This window comes from Aeromonas molluscorum (assembly GCF_051376105.1).
Lineage (GTDB): Bacteria > Pseudomonadota > Gammaproteobacteria > Enterobacterales > Aeromonadaceae > Aeromonas > Aeromonas molluscorum.
Window position 1 is genome coordinate 239,535 of the sequence record NZ_JBPQCY010000002.1, and the last position, 18,498, is coordinate 258,032.

The following is an 18,498-nucleotide window of genomic DNA, read 5'->3' on the forward strand; positions in this document are numbered from 1 at the left end:
CTGGCGGTGAGCGCCAGAGCGAATCATTTCAACAGCTCTTCCAGTTCGGCTTCGGCCGCTGCGCGGGCGGCTGCCTGAGGGTCCTGAGTCGGCACTGCATTGCTGACCGCCTTGCTGGCGCTGTCGGTGGTCGCTTTTGCCTGAGCGCTGACTGCCTTGCTGGCGCTGTCGGTGGCCGCTTTGGTCGGAGCGCTGAGCGCCTTGCTGGCGCTGTCGGTGGCCGCTTTGGTCTGAGCGCTGACCGCCTTGCTGGCGCTGTCGGTGGCCGCTTTGGTCTGAGCGCTGAGCGCCTTGCTGGCGCTGTCGGTGGCCGCTTTGGTCGGAGCGCTGAGCGCCTTGCTGGCGCTGTCGGTGGCCGCTTTGGTCTGATCGCTGAGCGCCTTGCTGGCGCTGTCGGTGACTGCTTTGGTCTGATCGCTGACGGCCTTGTTGGCGGTCTCTGTCACCGATTTGCTCGCACCCTGCACGGCACCATTGAGCACCGTACTGGCGGAGCCGGTCATGGCTTCTTTGAGGGCATCCGTGCTGGCATGTTGCCAGCCATCCATCTCGCTTGGCCAGCTCGGGGTCACCTGCCCCAGCTGTTCGCCAAATACCTCGACCACATCTCCCTTGAGCAGCTTGACCGCCATCTGGTTGGTGTCCGAGTTCCAGACCAGACCGGCTTTCTGGGCCATGTCAGGCACCGGGGTATAGCGGGATACCACATAGAAGAGCGGCCCCTCCTGTTGCAGCTCGCCAGCGGTCTTGAGCAGGGCGACGGTGGTGTCGTAGTTGGGACCGAGCAGGGCCGTCATCCTGTCCTTGATGAGAGGCTGTTCGAACAGATTGACCTCATTGGGATCGAAGCCAACCAGGGGTTTGAGCAGGGCCCACATCAGCTGGCTGGAGGGACCCATCATCAGCAGGGGGGCGACACAGGCGGATAACATCAGGCTCAGGCAAGCGGCCTTGAGAAAGGTCATAATACGCATTGGGAGAGAATCCAAATAACGATTTGATAATTAAGGTAATCTCGGCCCAGTGAGGGCCAGGTTTCCAGGAGTTGTGGCGGCCACTTCCTGTACAGGGCGGCGCGGCGCTCGCAGGCTACCATATTGGTTCCGGAATGCCAGTTGGCCCGCGACTTATTAATCAAGTTTTCCCCCGCTCTGGTCGTCTGCAAGGGGTAACCAAGGAGTCGTTATGAAATCAGTCGGCATCATGCTGGCCCTGTGGGGCCTGAGTACTGTGGCGGTGGCCGAGCCAGCTCGTCATTCAACCCGGGCGGGCACGGATCTGTTGCTGCCGCTGGGCATCACGACAGAGCGGATCTGCTGGTTCGCGGATCAGCGATATTCCCTCGGTGCCCGCATCCAGCAGGGGGGATCCTGCCTGGTCTGCGGCCCCATCAACAGCCAGGAGAGTAACGGCCCGCTGGCCTGGCGGCCTCTGCCGCAGGAGCCGAGTGACGAGGCGCAGCCCGGTGCGCAGATTGAGCGCATTCAGACTCCCCGCTGAGGCTTTTCTTGATCCAGTTAAAGACAGAGACCGGATGGCTATCGCATAATGCGCCCTCGCTCACAATTGGCATGGGACCCAAGACTATGGCTCGTCGCTCCTCAAATATTCAACGTCGTCGCAATAGTTGGTGGTACAAACGCCTGTTGGTCAGGGAACGGGAAGAGCGCGAAGCGCGGTCCGTTCGGGATTGAGACCGATTGATGAGAAACGGGAACCCCAGGGTTCCCGTTTTTTATGCATTCCGCCCGGGGATACGCGGCGGGCCAGCATGGCTGACCAGCCTGTCTGGGGGCATTGCTTGAAACGGGGCCAGCAGGCCCCGTTGCTATGGTGCATGCCATGCCATGCCATGGTGCATGGCGGCTTAGCGCTGCAGGGCAGCCAGTGCCAGCTCCACCCGCTTGGCGTACTCGGGGTCGGCCTGCTCGAAGTGCTTGAGCTGGGCGACGACGATGGCGTCATCCTCCACGTTGATGAGGGAGCGCGCCAGGTTGGCGGCGAGGCGCGCGCGCTGCCCTTCGTCCATCAGGCGGAAGAGATCCCCCGGCTGGCTGTAGTAATCGCTGTCATGGTCACGAAAATCGTAGTGCAGGGCAGCCCCTTCCAGACTCAAGGCCGGTTCGTGCCGCTCGCTCGGCTGCTGAGTGCCAAAGCGGTTCGGCTGATAGTTGGGGCTGGCGCCGCCATTGCTGTCGCTGCGCATGGCGCCGTCGCGATGGGCGCCGCTGAACGGACAGCGCGGGGCGTTGACCGGCAGCAGACCGTGGTTGACGCCAAGGCGGTAGCGCTGGGCATCACCATAGGAGAAGAGCCGTCCCTGCAACATGCGATCCGGCGAAAAACCGATGCCGGGCACCACGTTGGCCGGGGTGAACGCGGCCTGCTCCACGTGGGCGAAGTAATTGTCCGGGTTCTGGTTCAGTTCCAGCATGCCGACCGGGATCAAGGGGTAGTCACTGTGGGGCCACACCTTGGTGAGGTCGAACGGGTGGATCTCGTAGGTCTGTGCCTCGGCCTCCGGCATCACCTGCACATAGACCTTCCAGCGCGGGAAGTCGCCCCGCTCGATGGCATTGAACAGATCCGCCTGGCTGGTCTCTCTATCTTGACCGACGACATTGGCCGCCTCTTCATCGGTGTAGAAGCTGTGGCCCTGCTCGCTCTTGAAGTGGAACTTGACCCAGTGCCGCTCGCCCGCGTCATTGATGAAGCTGAAGGTGTGGCTGCCGTAGCCGTTCATCTCGCGCAGGCTCTTGGGAATGCCGCGGTCGCTGAACAAGATGGTGACCTGGTGCAGGGATTCCGGATGGCGTGACCAGAAGTCCCAGGCGGCGGTGGCGCTGCGCAGGTTGGTGCGCGGATCCCGCTTCTGGGTATGGATGAAGTCGGGGAATTTCAGCGGATCGCGGATGAAGAAGACCGGGGTGTTGTTGCCCACCAGATCCCAGTTGCCCTGCTCGGTATAGAACTTGAGGGCGAAGCCGCGCACGTCCCGTTCGGCATCGGCGGCGCCCTTCTCACCGGCGACGGTGGAGAAGCGCAGGAAGACCGGGGTCTGCTTGCCGACGGCGTTGAACAGGTCGGCCTTGCTGAATTGGCTGATGTCGTGGGTGACGGTGAAGGTGCCATAGGCGCCGGAGCCCTTGGCGTGCACTACCCGCTCGGGAATGCGCTCGCGGTCGAAGTGGGCGAGTTTCTCCATCAACCAGATATCTTGCATCAATACGGGGCCGCGCGGGCCGGCGGTCATACTGTTGTTGTTATCGACGACGGGGGCGCCGTTGGCGCTGTGCAGAGTCTTGTCGGTCATGGGCTATCTCCTTGTGATGATGGGCTCAATCTAGGGGACGCGCCGGACTGCGGCTAATCGGTCTTTTATAACCCTTTGATAGGCATTGCAAATGACCATGATGGTGGATGCAACCGACGCCGTTTTTCGGCAAGATGGGGGCTCATCAGGGAGGAGTAAAACCATGTATGAGATCCAGATCCGTCAGGCGGAAACAAGCGATGCCCAGGCCCTGCGCGACCTCTATGCCATGCCCGGCGCTCAAGGAGGGACGCTGCAACTGCCCTATCCCACCCTGGCCATGTGGCAGAAGCGGCTCAGCGAGCGCGCCGGCCATGGCTTGGTCGCTATCGTGGATGGCTTGCTGGTCGGGGATCTTGGGCTCTGGCTCGAGCCCAATCCAAGGCGCCGCCATGTGGGGGGAATCGGCATGGGGGTACGCGATGATTGGACCGGGCGCGGGGTGGGGTCGGCCCTGCTGGGCGCGGCCGTCGACCTGGCGGATAACTGGCTTAATCTGCAGCGCCTCGAACTGACCGTCTACAGCGACAATGCCGCCGCCATCGCCTTGTATCGTAAATTCGGTTTCGAGCAAGAAGGCTGCTCACCGGCCTATGCATTTCGTCAGGGGCTTTTCGTCGATGCCCTGCATATGGGGCGAGTACGGCTGCCATGATCGACTACAAGGTCAGGCTCAGACCCGCCATCCGGGCCCTGGAGCAAAACCCCGAACTGAGCCTGACCGAGGTGGCGGCCCTGGCCTGCCTCTCCTGCTACCATTTTCACCGGGCCTTTACCGCCGTCACGGGGGAGTCCCCGGGGGAGATGCAACGCAGGTTGCGGCTGGAACGGGCCGCCGTGGCGCTGCGCTATGGCAGCGACCCTGTCACCAGCATCGCTCTGGGGGCCGGTTTTGCCAGCTCCCAGGCCTTCGCCAAGGCCTTTCGCAAGCAGTTTGCCATGACGCCCGGGGAGTTGCGCCGTTATCCCCACAGGTTGCAAGAGAGCAAGAATGGACACGGGGACCGCAAGGATGGACACGCATCTTCCCCGCTCCCCGGTCAGGATGAAGAGGTGTCAAACGAGAGGAGTTTCAGGATGAAAACCGAGCAGATGAGTGGCCGAACCCTGGCCTATATCCGCGTCACCGGCCCCTATGGCGAGGGTTATGATCCGGTCTGCCAGCGCCTTTATCAATGGGCCTCGGCGCGAGGACTGGCAGAGGCCGAGTGGGTCTTTATCTACCATGACAACCCGGAAGTCACGGCGCCCGAGTTATGTCGCACCGACATCGGCGTGACGGCACCGGTGGGGACGATCGGGTCGGGGGAGGTGGAGATCCAGCTTATCCCCGCCGGGCGTTATGCCCAGTCCCGCTACGTCATCACGGATCGCAGCCAGTACGGACCGCTGTGGCAGGAGCACATCGGCGATCTGGTGGCGGCGGGGCTGGCGTTTGGCGATGGCCCCTGCTTCGAGCTTTATCACAGCACGAGCAATGACCCCCTGCGTGACGATGTCAGCTTCTGCTCCAGCGTTCAGGATTGATGGGGCAGGTACAGGACGAAAGGAAAAGAGGAGCCATATCGGCTCCTCTTTTCATGGGCGGCTCGCGAGGGTGGTCAATCCTGTTCTGACAGGCGATCCTTGCGGAAGGTCCCCCACCAGCACAGTCTTGTCTGGGATAGCAGCCTATGGGTGGGCAGCATCAGGGCGCCGCCAAATAATAGGAGGGGCTCACTCAAGGTTAGCCGGGCAGCTTGTTGCGGCGGGACTTCCACCACCAGCGCAGTCTTACCTGGGAGAGAAGCATGCCGGTCAGCATCAGCACGCAGCCGATGACGGCGCGTTCGTCGAGGATCTCGCCGAGCAGCAGCACACCACCAATGGCGGCGAACACCGTTTCCAGGCTGAGGATGATGGCGGCGTGGGCCGGATGGGCGCCCCGTTGCCCCACGACTTGCAAGGTATAACCCACCCCGACCGACACCAGACCGGCATAGAGCAAGGCTTGCCAGCCAGCGATGGCGCCGTCCAGGGTCGGCGTCTCGATGGCGAACGCTGTGCCCAGGCTGAGCAGCCCGCACACCACGAATTGCACCCCGGCCAGGCGGATAGGGGCGACCCGGTTGGAGTAGTGATCCAGCACCAGCAGGTGGATAGCCCAGAACAGGGCGCCGATCACTTGCAGCAGATCGCCATAGCCGATGGTGAAATCCTCGGTCACGCTCAACACATAGAGCCCGACCACGGCGATCAGGGCACCTACCCAGGTGTTGGCCCCCGTCTTGTGGTGCAGCAGCAGACCGATCACCGGCACCAGTATGATGTAGAGACCCGTGATGAAACCCGCCTTGGCGGCCGTGGTGTAGAGCAGCCCCACCTGTTGCAGGGAGGCGGCACAAAACAGCACGACGCCTGCCAGGCTGCCGCCGATCAGCAGCAGGCGCGGGTTGTCTTCACCGTTCTGTTGGAGCGGCTGGCGGGATTTGAGCCACCAGAGCAGGGGCAGGAGAGAGAGGGCTCCGAGCAGAAAGCGCAGGCCATTGAAGGTGTAAGGCCCCATGTGATCCATCCCCAGACGCTGGGCGACAAAGCCCAACCCCCAGATGGCGGCAGCCATCAGCAACATCATGTTAGAACGCATAGGTTTCATCCCTGAAATCAAAAAGTTGAAGTTCCTTCATCACCATACCGACTGCCATGGTGTTTGTCTTGGTCGGGCTCAGACGATCCTTCTGCGACGGGTTCAGGAGCTGGAGGTGTGGGCCAGCAGCGGGATCAGCATCAGCAGCAGCAGGTCGATGCGCAATATCCAGATCACCCACAGCTGCTGTTGAGTCGACACCATGGGAGCCCTGCCTCGGCGCAGGGATTGCCGCCAGCGATAGAAGAGGCGACTCGGATAGCCGAAGCTCAGCGCCATCAGCATGAAGAGTGCCAGCTTGAGCCGGTAACTTGGCAATTGCAGCAGTTCTGTCGGTCCCTGAGGATCTGCGTAGAGTTGCATCAAGCCGCTGACAAACAGCAGCAACAGGGCCAGCGCCGCCAGACCATCGGCGATCAGCAACTTGCGCACCTGCTCGATGGACATGCCGCGCCTGAACAGAAAGTACTCAGAGGTGAGGGCGCCGGTGAGCAGTATCAGGGCGCAAAAATGAATCGTGATCCAGTTGTCGTGGGTCAGCATGGCAACGTTGGTTGTGGGTCAGTGAGCATCTTTTCTTCCTTTGGACGCAGTCGCGACGGACTGTTAATCTGACTCAAACGCCCCTGTCACTGGAGTCCAGTTTGAGCAAGTCTCCTACCACCAAAAAGTATTGGTCTCTGGTGAGCCGCATGAGGCTTGGCCTGCTTGTTCTGTTTATTCCAGTGCTGGTGCTGGGGGGCATTTACTATCTGCACATGGCCCGCAGCCTGCAACAGGAACTGGAGCAGCGTCTCATCGCCAACAACAACCAGTTGCGCGAGAGCCTGGTTGAGCCTTACCTGGCCGAGCTGGAGCGACAGTTTACCCTTATCTATGGCCAAGTGAAGGCCGAGGATGTCAGTGGCAGTGAACTTGGCCACACCAACATCTACCTGCATGACTGGCGACTCTACAAGGGGCTGGCCCCGGATCTTATCGCCATCTACCTCGGCACCGAGCGGCGTCAGGTGCTCAGCTACCCGGACTGGGATCAGAATCCCGCCTATGATCCCCGTACCAGACCCTGGTACCAGTTGGCCATGACTCACCCGGGGCGACTGGTCTGGACCGAGCCCTATTACGACTACACCACGGGGAACCTGCTGATCTCCATGGCGAAGACTCTCACCGATCCCCAGGGAAAGACCCTGGGGGTGTTTGCGGTCGATGCCCAGCTGCAGCCGCTCTCGGCCTTGCTCAACCGCCCGGGGGAAGATGGCTATCAGAGCATCATCAATGCCTCGGGTCGTCAGCTGGCTCACCCTGAACCCCAGCAGCTATTCAAGATGATGCCCCACCCCGGCTGGCTCAGGCGGTTTGCCGATGACAGGGGGCTCTTCCTCGATGAGAGCAATAGTCAGTTTGTCTCTTACAGCCACTTGCCGGAACAGGGCTGGGTGCTGATGAGCATCAAGCCCGCGGCCAGTCTTAACCAGACGGTGGCGCGGGCCTCTCTCAACGTACAGTTGATGGTGGTGCTGGCGTCGGTGCTCTATCTGGTGCTGGCCATCGTCTGGACCCGTTATTTCAAGAGCATGCTCAACGAGATTGCCCGGATGATCCGCTACAGCCGTGATGATCCCTCGGCGACTCAGCTGGGAGACATTCGGGAGTTGAAGCACATCTATGCCGAGCTGGCCGCAACCAGTCAGGATCTTCATGAAGTCCGGCAGCTGGCGAACCTCGACAAGTTGACCGGCCTCTACAATCGCCGCTTCTTCGATGATCAGCTGGCAGAATTGCTTGACGAGAGGGAACCCTTCTTCCTCGCCATGTTTGATCTCGACGACTTCAAGGCGGTCAACGACACCTTCGGACACCACACCGGGGACATGGTGCTCAAGCGGGTTGCCACCCTGGCCATGGAACAGCTGGGCGAGCGGGGCTGGGTCTGCCGCTACGGCGGCGAGGAGCTGGTGGCCCTGCTCATGGGGGAGGATCCGGGGATGATCTTCGCCCTGCTCGACGAGTTTCGTGAGCAGATTGCGACGCTGGTGTGGCGCGAGCCGGGACTGCGGGTCACCTTGAGCTGCGGCCTGGTGGCCAGTGGCCAGGCCCGGGAGGCCAAGGAGTTGATTGTCACGGCGGATGCCGAGGTCTATCGCGCCAAGCGGGCGGGCAAGAACCGCTGCTATCAAGCGGGAGCGGTGGCGCCAACCCCGGATCATGGAGGCTGTCTCGGCCCCTGATCGCCGTTATTGCACCTTTTCCTCGACGAGTTGCCAGTGCAGGCAGGGCCAACCCGCCTGCTCGGCGGCTTGGCGAAGGCGGGGCGCCGGGTTGACCGCATGGGGAAGTGCCACAGCTTGCAGCAACGGCAGATCGTTGTGGGAGTCGCTGTAACCAAAGCTCCCCTGCCAGGGATCGTCAAGCCCGCCAAACAGCTGGTTGATGCGCGCCACCTTGCCCTCTCTAAAGCTCAGGGTGCCCCGGGTCTGACCGGTCAGTAGACCCTCTTCCTCATCGAGCAGGATGGCGATGCAGTGATCCATCCCCAGCATGCGCGCCATGGGGGCGACCAGATGTTCGCCTGAGGCGGAGATCAGCACCAGGGTATCGCCCTGTTTTCGATGCCAATCGATACGGGCCAGCCCTTGCGGGTAGAGGCGCTCGCGCAGCACCTGCTCGGCGAAGCGGGTACAGAGCGAGTCGAGCCACTGGCGCGTCTTGCCCGCCAGGGGTTGCAGAGTAAATGCCATGTACTGGTGCATGTCCATCTTGCCCTGATGGTAGAGGGACATCATGGCCTGCTCCTCGGCCACCATGCCCGCCGGGGCCAGCTCCTCGGCCACCATGTACTCCAGCCAGAGGCTGGCGGAATCCCCGGCAATCAGGGTCTCGTCCAAATCAAACAGTGCCAGTGCCATGTCAGCTCCTTGCTGGGGATAGCGGGCGGGCCTGTGACCGCGCACCGGGTAATAATGGGGTCTGCTGCATCGCTATGCTACCTCACGCAACTGATCCCGGGCCACCGCCAGGGTGACTGCACGACCTACCGGCAGCAGGTCACGGGCCGAGCGGTTGAGGACGTCCACCGTCAAGAGCCCCGCCTCGCACGCCACCTGATAGCGGATGATATTGCCGAGCAGTTGCTGGTGGCGTATTACCCCGGGTAGATGGGGTTCGGGAGGGCTGGCCTCCTGAGGCAGCAATGCGATGGCCTCGGGCCGCAGTGCCAGCTTGGCGCTGCGGGATCCGCCCAGCCACCGGTTGGCCTGCTCGGGGCTCAACAGGTTGTAGTGGCCGATAAAGCTCGCCACGAATTCATTGGCAGGCTGGGTGTAGATCTGCTCCGGAGTGCCGCTTTGTACTATCTCTCCCTTGTTCATCAGAAACACCCGATCCGACATGGTGAGCGCTTCTTCCTGATCGTGGGTGACGAAGATGGTGGTGAGCTCCAGACGTTGCTGGATCTCGCGGATCTGCTGGCGCAGGCTGCGGCGGATGCGGGCATCGAGGGCCGAAAGCGGTTCGTCCAGCAGCAGGATGCGTGGCCGCACTACCAGGGCCCGGGCCAGGGCAACCCGCTGGCGCTGGCCGCCGGAGAGTTCGTTCGGATAGCGCAGCTCGAAGCCATCCAGTTCCACCAGGCTGAGCGCTTCCTGTACGCTGGCCGTCAGTTCACGCCCCGGCTGAGGCTTCATTTTGAGGCCGAAGGCGACGTTGTCCCACACCGTCATGTTGGGGAAGAGGGCGTAGCTCTGGAACACCATGCCGATGCCGCGCTTCTGGGGCGCCTGCCAGGTGATGTCCTCACCGGCTACCCGCACCTGGCCGCCATCGACCGGGGTCAGCCCGGCCAGCGCCCGCAGCAGGGTGGATTTGCCGCAGCCGGAGGGGCCGAGCAGTGTCACCAGCTCCCCCTTGCGGATGCCGAACTCTATCCCTTCGAATACCTTGGTGTCGCCGTAGGATTTGTGCAGTTGATTCACTTCTAGATGGAACATGTCTTGTCACCGATCAGGTTGGGCTGCCGGGCAGCAAGGGGTGCGGAACATGTGGCCGTCACCGATGAAAGCGATTGGCTGCCCAGGTGAGCAGCAGGGTCAGCAGGAAGTAGCTCATCACCAGGGCACTGGTGAAGTGGCCCGAGGTGGATCTCATGTTGTAGAGATAGACCTGCAGGGTCTCGTAACGGGTGCCCACCAGCATGTTGGCGAACACGAACTCGCCGAGCAGGAAGGAGAGTGACAAAAACAGCGCCGAGAGCAGTCCCTTGCGCAGATTTGGCAGTATCACCAGGGCGAAGGCGCGTGCGCTGCTGGCCCCCAGCAGGTGGGCGGCATCCATCAGATCCTTCAGCGGTACGCCCTGCAAGCTGTTGGCCAGCGCCCGGTACATGAAGGGGAGCACTATGGTGAACCAGGTGCCCACCAGGATCCACGGCGTGCCAATGATGGGTAACGGGCCGCTTGAGTAGATCTGCAGCAGCCCCACCGAGGAGACCACGGGTGGCACCGCGAAGGGCAGCAGGATCAGCAGGTTCATCCAGGGATCCAGCTTGGGGAAGTAGTAGGCCACCACCAGCACTGTCGGTACCAGCACCAGGGTTCCCAATAGCAGGGTGGCGAAACAGACCAGCAGGCTGCGGCCGAAGGCGGCCAGGAAGCGCGGATCCTCCCACAGCTGCAGATACCAGTCGAAGGTGAAGCCATCCGGCAGCAGGGTGGCTCCCCAGCGGGTAGAGAGTGAATAGAGCAGGGTCGCCAGCAGAGGCAATATCAGGACGGTTACCAGGGCGCCGAGCACCCAGCGCGGCCAGCTTGGCTGGAGTTCACTCATGGCTATTCCCCTTCGCAAGGTAGCTGTGCTTGAGCAGCCACTGATTCGCCGCCGTCACCACCCCCAGCAGCACCATCAGGATCACCGCCAGGGCTGCCGCGAGATTGGGCTCGAGGAAGATGTCCCCCGATACCAGGCTCGCCACCCGGATGGTCACCAGGTTGAAGTTGCCCGTGGTGAGGGCATAGGCGGAGGCATAGGCCCCCACCGCGTTGGCAAACAGGATGATCAGGGTGCCGAGCAGTGCCGGCGTCAGCACCGGCAGGGCCACCTGCCACACATATTGCCCCTTGCTCGCGCCGAGCAGCGCGGCGGCCTGGGGCCAGTCATCCTGCAGTGCATCAAAGGCCGGATAGAGCAGCAACAGGGCGAGGGGGATCTGGAAATAGGTGTAGATGAGGATGAGACCTGCCCCCGAGTAGAGGTTGAAGCCGTCGATGAGGCCCCAGGACTTGAGCAGCAGGGTAAGGGCGCCGTTGATACCGAGAATGATGATGAAGGCGAACGCCAGGGGGACGCCGCTGAAATTCCCCGTCATGGTGACGAAGGCGAGCAGCATGCGCTTGACCCGCTCACCGCTGTGGCGCAGCGCCGCCGCCCCCAGGGTGCCGATGGCGAGCCCTGCCAGGCTGGCAATGCCGGCGATGCGCAATGAGTTGGTGAAAGATTGCAGATAGAAGGGGGAGTTCAGGATCTCCCGGTAATAACCCAGGCCCCAGCCATCCGGGGTCTGAAAACTGCCCACCAGCACCCACACCATGGGGGCGAGCTGGAACAGGATCAGCAACAGGAAAAATGGCAGCAGCACCAGGGCGGGTAGCCAGTGGCGGCGGGTACGGCGCGGGATCGTGGCGTGATCCGGCAGGATCTCTGTGGTGGCAGGCATCATCAATGCACCTCGCGCAAGAAAGCGGCCTTGAGCAGTGGCGGGCCGCTCGGCTTGTCATGGGCAACCCCGAGCAGGTCGGCCATCAGGCCGCAGAGCTGGGTCTGCTGGATGGCGGGACCAGCTGGCCACTGGGCCACGAAGGCATCGCCAAACAGCCAGAGCGGCACGGTGCGCTCTGCCGGCAAGGTGCCGCCGTGGCTCAGATCCTCGTTCATGCCGTGATCCGAGGTGATCACCACTTGATACCCCTCGGCCAGCCACTGGGGCAGCAGATCGGCCAGCAGGCTGTCCATGCGCCGCGCCTGATTGCGGTACTGGCGGGAGTCCAGGCCAAACTTGTGGCCCGCATCGTCCACCCCCATGGGGTGGATCAGCAGAAAGTCGGGGTCATACTGGGTTCGCAGCCACTCCCCGTCCATCAGCAGATGGCTGTCGGGGTAGCCGTCATCCCAGTAGAAGCAGCTGTGCTGGATGGGCAGCTGCTCGTCATGGGTAAAGCGATCCCGCAGCGCTTGCCAGGGGCTGCGATTATAGAGCTCGCTCACCCAGTGATAAGCCGCGGCCGCGGTGCGTTTGCCGCCGGCTCGGGCGAGATGGAAGATGGATTCATGCCGGCTCAGCCGGCTGACACCGTTATGGCTGATGCCGCTGGTTACCGGTGGAATTCCGGTCAGGATGCACTCGTAGAGCGGGCGGGAGAGGGAGGGCAGGGCGCAGCTCAGGGTCGTATACAGGCCGCGCTGTGCCTCCACCATGCCCGCGAGGTAGCCCATGGTGTGGGCTACCTCGGCAGACAAGCCATCCACAAGTACCACTATCACCTTGTGTTGCACTGGCGTGTCCTTACTGCATGTTGATCATGACGGTTTCTTGCCACTGGCGCGGCAGGGCCTTGGAGCTCAGCTCCCAGGCGGCGTGATCCTGCACCGGCTTGGCATTGGCATACTGCTCGGCGGGCAACAGCTTGGCTTTCACGTCATCGGGCAGCACCACATTGCTGCGGATGGGACGGGCATAGCCCCGGGCCAGGTTGATTTGACCGGCATCGGAGAGGATGTATTCCCGTGCCAGCTTGGCGGCGTTGGGGTTCTTGGCCCACTTGTTGATGATGGTGGTGTAACCGGCGATGACGGATCCGTCACTCGGGATCACCACGGCAAACTTGTTCGGGTCTATCTGATCACGGTAGTTGAGGGCGTTGAAGTCCCACAGCACCCCCACTTCCACCTCGCCCTTCTCGATGTTGGCGATGGTCGGATCGTTGAGAGATAGGCGACCCTGCTTGGCCAGCTTGCCAAACAATTCCAAGGCGGGCTTGAGATTCTTCTCGCTGCCGCCGGTGGCATAGGCCGCGGCCAGCACGCCGTTGTTGGCCTGGGAGGCGACACCCACATCCCCCAGGGTCACCTTGTAGTCACCGCCGAGCAGGGATTGCCAGCTGGTGGGGGCGGCCTTGACCAGATCCTTGTTGATCAGGAAGGCGATGGTGCCGGTATAGGCCAGCATCCAGTGGCCGTCCGCATCCTTGGCCCAGTTGGGAATGTCTGCCCAGGTGGAGGGCTTGTAGGGCTGGGTGACGCCCTGCTTGACCGCGACCGGGCCGAAGGCGCCACCCACGTCACCGATATCGGCGGTGGCATTGGCCTTCTCGGCGGCGAACTTGGCTATCTCCTGGGCCGAGCTCATGTCGGTGTCCTGATGCTTGATGCCATAAACGCCACCCAGCTGTTGCCAGGTATCTTTCCAGTTGGCCCAGCTATCGGGCATGCCGATGCTGTTGAGCTGGCCTTCGCCGCGAGCGGCTTTTTCAAGATCCGCGATGTTGTCGGCAGCATAGCTATTCGTTGCAAAAAACGGCTGGCTGATGGCCGCGATGGCCAGTGCACTTGCGATCAAGGTTTTCATCATCCCATCCTTCTGGACTAGGTCAGTTAAGGTTCGAGGACGATGCTAGGGGGGCAATGTGACGGTACCGGGATGCTTTTGTGGCGATTGGATGACATTCGAGTAGCAAGTAGCCTGTCATGGCAGCTTCATCTGGGCGGGATATAAGCATGGCATTCGATTCGTTGGACTATGCCAGGACAGGCTCGTGACCAGACTCCTTACCAAGAGTGAACAAATCTGCCAGACGCTGCACCGTTATATCGACAGCGGCCAGTTGACGGCTGGCCAGCAGCTGCCCGCCGAGCGAGCCCTGAGCGAGCGTTTTGCCACCACCCGGATCACGGTCAAGGAGGCGCTCTCGACCCTGGAAGCAGAGGGGATCATCTACCGTGCCGAGCGGCGGGGCTGGTTCGTGGCGCCGCCAAGGCTGATTTACGATCCGGCTCGTCACACCCATTTCCATCAGTGGATCACCGAGCAGCAACGGAGCGCCGAGACCCGCTTGCTCGGTCAGGGGAGCGAGCTGGCCAGCAGCGACCTCTGTCACTGGATGGCCATTACCCCTTTCACCCCGTTGTTCGGGATCCGTCGCCAGCGGCTGATCGATGGCCGCCCCGTGCTGCACGTCAGCCATCATCTGTTGGCAACCCGCTTTCCTGGCATCGAGTGCCAGCCTCTGGCGGGGTCACTCACCGAGCTCTACTGGCGTGAATATGGCATAGGGCAGGGGGGGGCCCGGCTGGAAGTGACGCCGGTGGCGGCACGGGGAGAGATAGCACGGGTGCTCAATCTTGCCCAGGGCAGCTCAGTGCTGCGGCTGGTGCGGATAAATTACGATGAGGACGGGGCATTGATCGACTGCGATATAGAGCACTGGCGGCCGGATGCAATATGCATCTCGTTGGATACTCGCCCCGGCCCACCATGACTGAGCGGGAGACAGGCCTCGCCCGGGGACGAGGCCTGTGCTGAGGTTTAGCCGTCTATGTTGGGGATGAGATCGTCAAAGCTCTGATAGCCGCAGTCGGCCAGTTGCAACGACATGGTATAGGTCTTGGTGTCTTCCCGCTGGCCGATGGCGGGGCGGTTGAGCTTGAGCTCCTGGTGCCAGTACTCCTTCATCCGCTCGATCAGGGCGAACGCCTCACTCTCGTCCAGATGCAACTGGCACAGCGCCATGTAGTTGTTCTGCTTGTGCATGTTTTCCACCAGATAGTCACCCAGCACCGACATGGCCTGGCGCGCCTGCTGGCGGGCGAAGCGGCTGTGCTGCTCGAAGTTGATCCGCTCGCTGATGAGAAAATGGAAGCTGTTGTCTATGCCGAGCTGGAGTATGCCGAGCTTCTCCAGCTTGCGCAGATAGAGGTAGCAGGAGGCATCGGTCAGGCCATACTCCCGCTTGAGATCGATCAGTGTCTTGTCGCGCCAGAAGATGTTGGCGAGGAAGGCGTAGAGCCCCGGCTCGTTGTGAAATGCCTCGTCCTGTTCCTGGGTGAAGACGGCGCGGCGACTCTGGGCCTCCTGGGTGCGCTCCAGCAGCTCTTCGAAGGAGAGCCCCACCAGATGGCAGATCTCCAGCAGGGTATCGAATGGCAAGGACGGCTTGTTCATCATGCGCTTGATGGTGGCGATGGAGACGTTCATGGCTTCGGCCAGGGTCTGATAGCGGATCCCCTTGTCGATCAGCGTCTTCTTGAGGGTGTCGAGGATGTTGTTGGCCAGGGTCTGGCTATAGGTCATGCGTCATTCCTTTATGTGCATTTGATGAACCGCCAAAAAGTGTACCTTTTCCATGGTTCGGGCTCAGATATTGACACTTTAAAAAACAGGGGAAAGCAAGGGGCCGAAATAAGCGGGATGATCTGGCCAGTTTGGGGCAAAGGTTGCAGAAAATGACACCGGACGGTGCACATCCTTCAACTCTGCAACATTGTGCTGGCGAGGAATATTGGTTCGCGCATAATCGAACACGAATCGAATTCGAGACTTTCCTGGTTGCGAAATCGATTGTTTGCTTCCAATTTAAGGGTTTTTTTAAACCGAAAGGTTTTTATTCTTTCCTGGCAAATTGAGCGGATCCCGTCAGGGTTCCGCTTTTTTCTTTTCCCCTAATTTGCCAACGGCGTCAAGCGGTGACGCATTACGCCTTGGCGACAAACAGCTTGGGTATCTCCCGCACCAGCCAGCTCTTGGCCTTGCCCATGCTGTCCCGTCGCCATGCCAGCACCACAGTGATGGGGTGACGATACTCGGGGCTGATCACCTTGAGTCGGCCCGCCCTGACATCCTCTGCTACCCAGCCCAGCGGCATGGTGCCGACGCCGATCCCCGCCAGCAGCGCATCGCGTTTTTCGGCCATGGTGCTGACGGTGAGCCGCGGCTGCTTGTCGAGCAGGCGGTAGGTGAGGGCGGGCTTGCGCCGCGCCGTGTCGGCGATGGCGATGGCGCGGTAGCGGCGCAGGGTTTCGTCTGCCAGAGGCTCGGGCTCCTGATGCAGGGGGTGATCCGGGTGCGCCACATAGAGCATCTCCTCTTCAAACAGAGACTGATGCTTGATGCCGGTCAGCATCTGATCGCCGGTCAAGGAGGAGATAAGCAGATCGGCACGGCCATCTTCCAGTGTCTCCCAACTGCCCGCCAACACCTCGGCCCGAAACCGCAGTCGGGTATCGGTCAGCTCGCTCAACCGCTCCACCAGCGGATAGAGCGCCTGCACCGGCACTAGAGTATCCACGGCTATGGTGATGTCGGTTTCCCAGCCTCGCGCCAGGGCGCGGGTCTCCCCCACCAGATGCTCGGCTGCCGCCAGCAGCAAGCGACCCTGCTCGAGCAGCATGCGTCCGGCCGGGGTGAACTTGGTTCTGTGGCCGCTGCGGTCAAACAGCATGGCATCCAGCTCATCTTCCAGTTTTTGCACCGTGTAGCTCAGTGCCGAAGGCACCTTGCCCAGCTCCTCCGCGGCGGCGGCGAAGCTGCCCCGTCTCTCTATGGCATCCAGCACCCGAATGGCTTCCAGGGTCAGTGCGCGTTCTTTGCTCATGAGTAGCCTTCAAAATTTTTGAATATGATCGCCAGATTATCTCGCTAACAACTTAAGTCATGCAGGTTTAACATTCAATCATCGCTTGAGCAGGATGGCTCAGTGGCCAAATAAGTGCAGTTCCAGGCTGTGACCTCCTCAAGAATAGTCGGTCAGCTTTCAGTAAAAGAACAACATAATATTTGACATAGTCTCTTGCATGGATGCATTGGCCCAGGCCGAACGGCCTATCAATGACATAAAAATTCAAGAGAGAATTGAACATGAAAAACCTAATCAAAGTGCTGGCCGTTGCAGGCCTGATGAGTTCCGGTCTGGCCCAGGCCAGCGTGCCAGCTGACTTCAGCGCCACCCCGGGTACCTTGCTCGTCAACTGGCAAGCCAGCGCCGTCATCGATGGCAAATCCAACCCCATGTTGGAGGTTCGTGACGAGTCCGGCGATCTGCTGACCTCTGTCCATGCCAGCCTGATGGGCACTCAGCGGGTACAACTGCCCAGCCGCACTCAGGGCACCTTGACCGTCAGCCTGGGCAACGAGTCCAGCCAGTACCGTGTCCCCTTCGGTCTGGGTGACGGTCGCCAGCGTTAACCACTGCTTGATAGCGTAAGGAGCACACCATGATGCAATTGAGAGCCGCAGCAGATCGAGGTCACGCCAACTTTGGCTGGCTCGATACTCACCACAGTTTTTCCTTTGGTCACTACTACGACCCAGAGTGGATGGGGCACTCAGCCTTGCGTGTCATCAACGACGACATGGTGGCAGCGGGTGGCGGTTTCGCCACTCACCCTCACGCCAACATGGAGATCTTGACCTGTGTGCTCAAGGGCACCATAGAGCACAAGGACAGCCTGGGTCATGCCGAGCAGATCCCGGCCGGGGATTTCCAGTTGATGAGTGCGGGTTCAGGCATTCGCCACAGCGAATACAACCCCTCTCAGAGCGAGCCCCTGCAACTGCTGCAGATCTGGATCGAGCCGAACGAGTTCGGTACGGCTCCCGGTTATCAGCAGAAACGGATAGAAAACCAGCCAGGCATGACGCTGGTAGCTTCCCCCTCCGGGGAAGCTGGATCCTTCAGCATCCGGCAGCAGGTCCGGGTATGGCGCCTGCAACTTGCCGAAGGGGAGACCCTCGAATGGGCGTTGCAAGGGCGTCATGGTTACCTGCATATGATTTCTGGGAGCTTGACCGCAAACGGTCTGGCCGCCCAGCCGGGCGACGGAGTACTCAGTCGTGACGAAGCGAACTGGGCACTGATCGTCTCAACGGCGAGCGAGGCACTGCTGTTTGATCTGCCCTGATAGATAAATATTGGGTGAAATGAGTTAGTTAGAAATTTGGTCTTACACTATTAACACTGTGATTGGTTATCAAAGGAATCTGAAGATGGACAAGATGAGAGATGTGGCACTGCTGGTTGGTCGTATTCTGCTGGCCTTGATGTTTGTGGTCGCAGGCTGGGGCAAGATCGGCGGCTACGCTGGTACCCAAGGTTACATGGAGGCCATGGGGGTTCCCGGCGCCCTGCTGCCCCTGGTTATCCTGCTGGAGCTTGGCGGTGGTCTTGCCATCATGCTGGGTCTCTTTACCCGCAGCATCGCCGTGCTGATGGCCGGCTTTACCCTGATGGCGGCCTTCCTCTTCCATTACCAGCCTGCCGAACAGATGCAGATGCTGATGTTCATGAAGAACCTCTCGGTGGCCGGTGGTTTCCTGGCCCTGGCGGCGGCCGGTCCTGGCGCTTTCAGCCTGGATGCCCGCCTCGGCAAGTGCTGGTAACAGCCTGATAGTTCAAGTTTTCCAACGCTTTTTAGCCGGTGCAGCAGCACCGGCTTTTTTATGCCCGCCATTTGCCGCAGCGAATGCTGGCAGTGTGATGGGGACCTGCGCCACGACCACAAGCGCCTTTTGCAT

21 protein-coding genes are annotated in these 18,498 nt (G+C 61.1%); 8 read left to right on the forward strand and 13 right to left on the reverse strand.

Annotation, left to right across the window (positions count from 1 at the left end; all coding sequences use genetic code 11):
* Positions 1-23: 23 nt before the first annotated feature.
* The gene (locus tag ACSMDR_RS11750) at positions 24-974 is read right to left on the reverse strand and encodes a hypothetical protein (RefSeq protein ID WP_436468360.1); all 951 of its coding nucleotides are present in this window, start codon (positions 972-974) and stop codon (positions 24-26) included.
* A 211-nt stretch (positions 975-1,185) separates the two neighbouring features.
* On the opposite strand from ACSMDR_RS11750, the gene ACSMDR_RS11755 reads away from it, so the two are divergent.
* The gene (locus ACSMDR_RS11755) at positions 1,186-1,500 is read left to right on the forward strand and encodes a DUF1496 domain-containing protein (protein ID WP_436468361.1); all 315 of its coding nucleotides are present in this window, start codon (positions 1,186-1,188) and stop codon (positions 1,498-1,500) included.
* Positions 1,501-1,867: 367 nt separating this feature from the next.
* Here ACSMDR_RS11755 and ACSMDR_RS11760 read toward each other — a convergent pair whose 3' ends face one another.
* Positions 1,868-3,313 (reverse strand): catalase, encoded by a 1,446-nt coding sequence (locus ACSMDR_RS11760; RefSeq protein WP_436468362.1) that lies wholly within the window; start codon positions 3,311-3,313, stop codon positions 1,868-1,870.
* 163 nt (positions 3,314-3,476) lie between these two features.
* On the opposite strand from ACSMDR_RS11760, the gene ACSMDR_RS11765 reads away from it, so the two are divergent.
* The gene (locus tag ACSMDR_RS11765) at positions 3,477-3,968 is read left to right on the forward strand and encodes a GNAT family N-acetyltransferase (RefSeq protein ID WP_005897514.1); all 492 of its coding nucleotides are present in this window, start codon (positions 3,477-3,479) and stop codon (positions 3,966-3,968) included.
* Positions 3,965-4,840, forward strand: coding sequence for an AraC family transcriptional regulator (locus ACSMDR_RS11770; protein ID WP_436468363.1), 876 nt, complete (start codon positions 3,965-3,967; stop codon positions 4,838-4,840). The genes ACSMDR_RS11765 and ACSMDR_RS11770 overlap by 4 nt, the downstream gene beginning before the upstream one ends.
* A 199-nt stretch (positions 4,841-5,039) precedes the next feature.
* Here the strand turns inward: ACSMDR_RS11770 and ACSMDR_RS11775 are convergent, their stop codons facing one another.
* On the reverse strand, positions 5,040-5,939 hold the full coding sequence (locus ACSMDR_RS11775) for a DMT family transporter (RefSeq protein WP_436468364.1): 900 nt from the start codon (positions 5,937-5,939) through the stop codon (positions 5,040-5,042).
* A 102-nt stretch (positions 5,940-6,041) separates the two neighbouring features.
* Positions 6,042-6,482 carry a DUF2214 family protein gene (locus ACSMDR_RS11780; protein ID WP_005897506.1) on the reverse strand — a complete coding sequence of 147 codons (441 nt, stop codon included), beginning with the start codon at positions 6,480-6,482 and terminating at the stop codon, positions 6,042-6,044.
* A gap of 101 nt (positions 6,483-6,583) precedes the next feature.
* On the opposite strand from ACSMDR_RS11780, the gene ACSMDR_RS11785 reads away from it, so the two are divergent.
* Positions 6,584-8,170, forward strand: coding sequence for a sensor domain-containing diguanylate cyclase (locus ACSMDR_RS11785; RefSeq protein WP_436468365.1), 1,587 nt, complete (start codon positions 6,584-6,586; stop codon positions 8,168-8,170).
* Positions 8,171-8,176: 6 nt separating this feature from the next.
* On the opposite strand, the gene ACSMDR_RS11790 is transcribed toward ACSMDR_RS11785, so the two are convergent.
* The 6 genes from ACSMDR_RS11790 to ACSMDR_RS11815 form a co-directional block, all read right to left on the reverse strand.
* The gene (locus ACSMDR_RS11790) at positions 8,177-8,848 is read right to left on the reverse strand and encodes an HAD family hydrolase (protein ID WP_436468366.1); all 672 of its coding nucleotides are present in this window, start codon (positions 8,846-8,848) and stop codon (positions 8,177-8,179) included.
* 72 nt (positions 8,849-8,920) lie between these two features.
* Positions 8,921-9,928 carry an ABC transporter ATP-binding protein gene (locus tag ACSMDR_RS11795; RefSeq protein ID WP_436468367.1) on the reverse strand — a complete coding sequence of 336 codons (1,008 nt, stop codon included), beginning with the start codon at positions 9,926-9,928 and terminating at the stop codon, positions 8,921-8,923.
* Between the two features lie 58 nt (positions 9,929-9,986).
* Complete coding sequence (locus tag ACSMDR_RS11800) at positions 9,987-10,763, reverse strand: ABC transporter permease (RefSeq protein ID WP_436468368.1); 777 nt, start codon at positions 10,761-10,763, stop codon at positions 9,987-9,989.
* On the reverse strand, positions 10,756-11,652 hold the full coding sequence (locus ACSMDR_RS11805; protein WP_436468369.1) for an ABC transporter permease: 897 nt from the start codon (positions 11,650-11,652) through the stop codon (positions 10,756-10,758). The genes ACSMDR_RS11800 and ACSMDR_RS11805 overlap by 8 nt, the downstream gene beginning before the upstream one ends.
* Positions 11,652-12,485 carry an alkaline phosphatase family protein gene (locus ACSMDR_RS11810; RefSeq protein WP_436468370.1) on the reverse strand — a complete coding sequence of 278 codons (834 nt, stop codon included), beginning with the start codon at positions 12,483-12,485 and terminating at the stop codon, positions 11,652-11,654. The genes ACSMDR_RS11805 and ACSMDR_RS11810 overlap by 1 nt, the downstream gene beginning before the upstream one ends.
* A 10-nt stretch (positions 12,486-12,495) precedes the next feature.
* A complete protein-coding gene (locus ACSMDR_RS11815; protein ID WP_436468371.1) occupies positions 12,496-13,557 on the reverse strand; it encodes an ABC transporter substrate-binding protein in 1,062 nt (353 codons plus the stop codon).
* Positions 13,558-13,744: 187 nt separating this feature from the next.
* Here ACSMDR_RS11815 and ACSMDR_RS11820 point away from each other — a divergent pair, with 187 nt between their 5' ends.
* A complete protein-coding gene (locus tag ACSMDR_RS11820; RefSeq protein WP_436468372.1) occupies positions 13,745-14,467 on the forward strand; it encodes a UTRA domain-containing protein in 723 nt (240 codons plus the stop codon).
* Between the two features lie 47 nt (positions 14,468-14,514).
* Here the strand turns inward: ACSMDR_RS11820 and ACSMDR_RS11825 are convergent, their stop codons facing one another.
* A complete protein-coding gene (locus ACSMDR_RS11825; RefSeq protein ID WP_005897477.1) occupies positions 14,515-15,279 on the reverse strand; it encodes a helix-turn-helix domain-containing protein in 765 nt (254 codons plus the stop codon).
* A 400-nt stretch (positions 15,280-15,679) separates the two neighbouring features.
* On the reverse strand, positions 15,680-16,579 hold the full coding sequence (locus ACSMDR_RS11830) for a LysR family transcriptional regulator (RefSeq protein WP_436468373.1): 900 nt from the start codon (positions 16,577-16,579) through the stop codon (positions 15,680-15,682).
* A 257-nt stretch (positions 16,580-16,836) separates the two neighbouring features.
* Here ACSMDR_RS11830 and ACSMDR_RS11835 point away from each other — a divergent pair, with 257 nt between their 5' ends.
* From ACSMDR_RS11835 to ACSMDR_RS11845, 3 genes are all read left to right on the forward strand, one after another.
* Positions 16,837-17,169, forward strand: coding sequence for a hypothetical protein (locus tag ACSMDR_RS11835; RefSeq protein WP_005897473.1), 333 nt, complete (start codon positions 16,837-16,839; stop codon positions 17,167-17,169).
* A gap of 29 nt (positions 17,170-17,198) precedes the next feature.
* Entirely contained in the window at positions 17,199-17,885 is a 687-nt protein-coding gene (locus tag ACSMDR_RS11840; RefSeq protein ID WP_436468374.1) for a pirin family protein, read from the forward strand.
* 85 nt (positions 17,886-17,970) lie between these two features.
* Positions 17,971-18,363, forward strand: a complete 393-nt coding sequence (locus ACSMDR_RS11845; protein ID WP_436468375.1) for a DoxX family protein — start codon at positions 17,971-17,973, stop codon at positions 18,361-18,363.
* Between the two features lie 12 nt (positions 18,364-18,375).
* Here ACSMDR_RS11845 and ACSMDR_RS11850 read toward each other — a convergent pair whose 3' ends face one another.
* Positions 18,376-18,498 (reverse strand): hypothetical protein, encoded by a 123-nt coding sequence (locus ACSMDR_RS11850; protein ID WP_269077626.1) that lies wholly within the window; start codon positions 18,496-18,498, stop codon positions 18,376-18,378.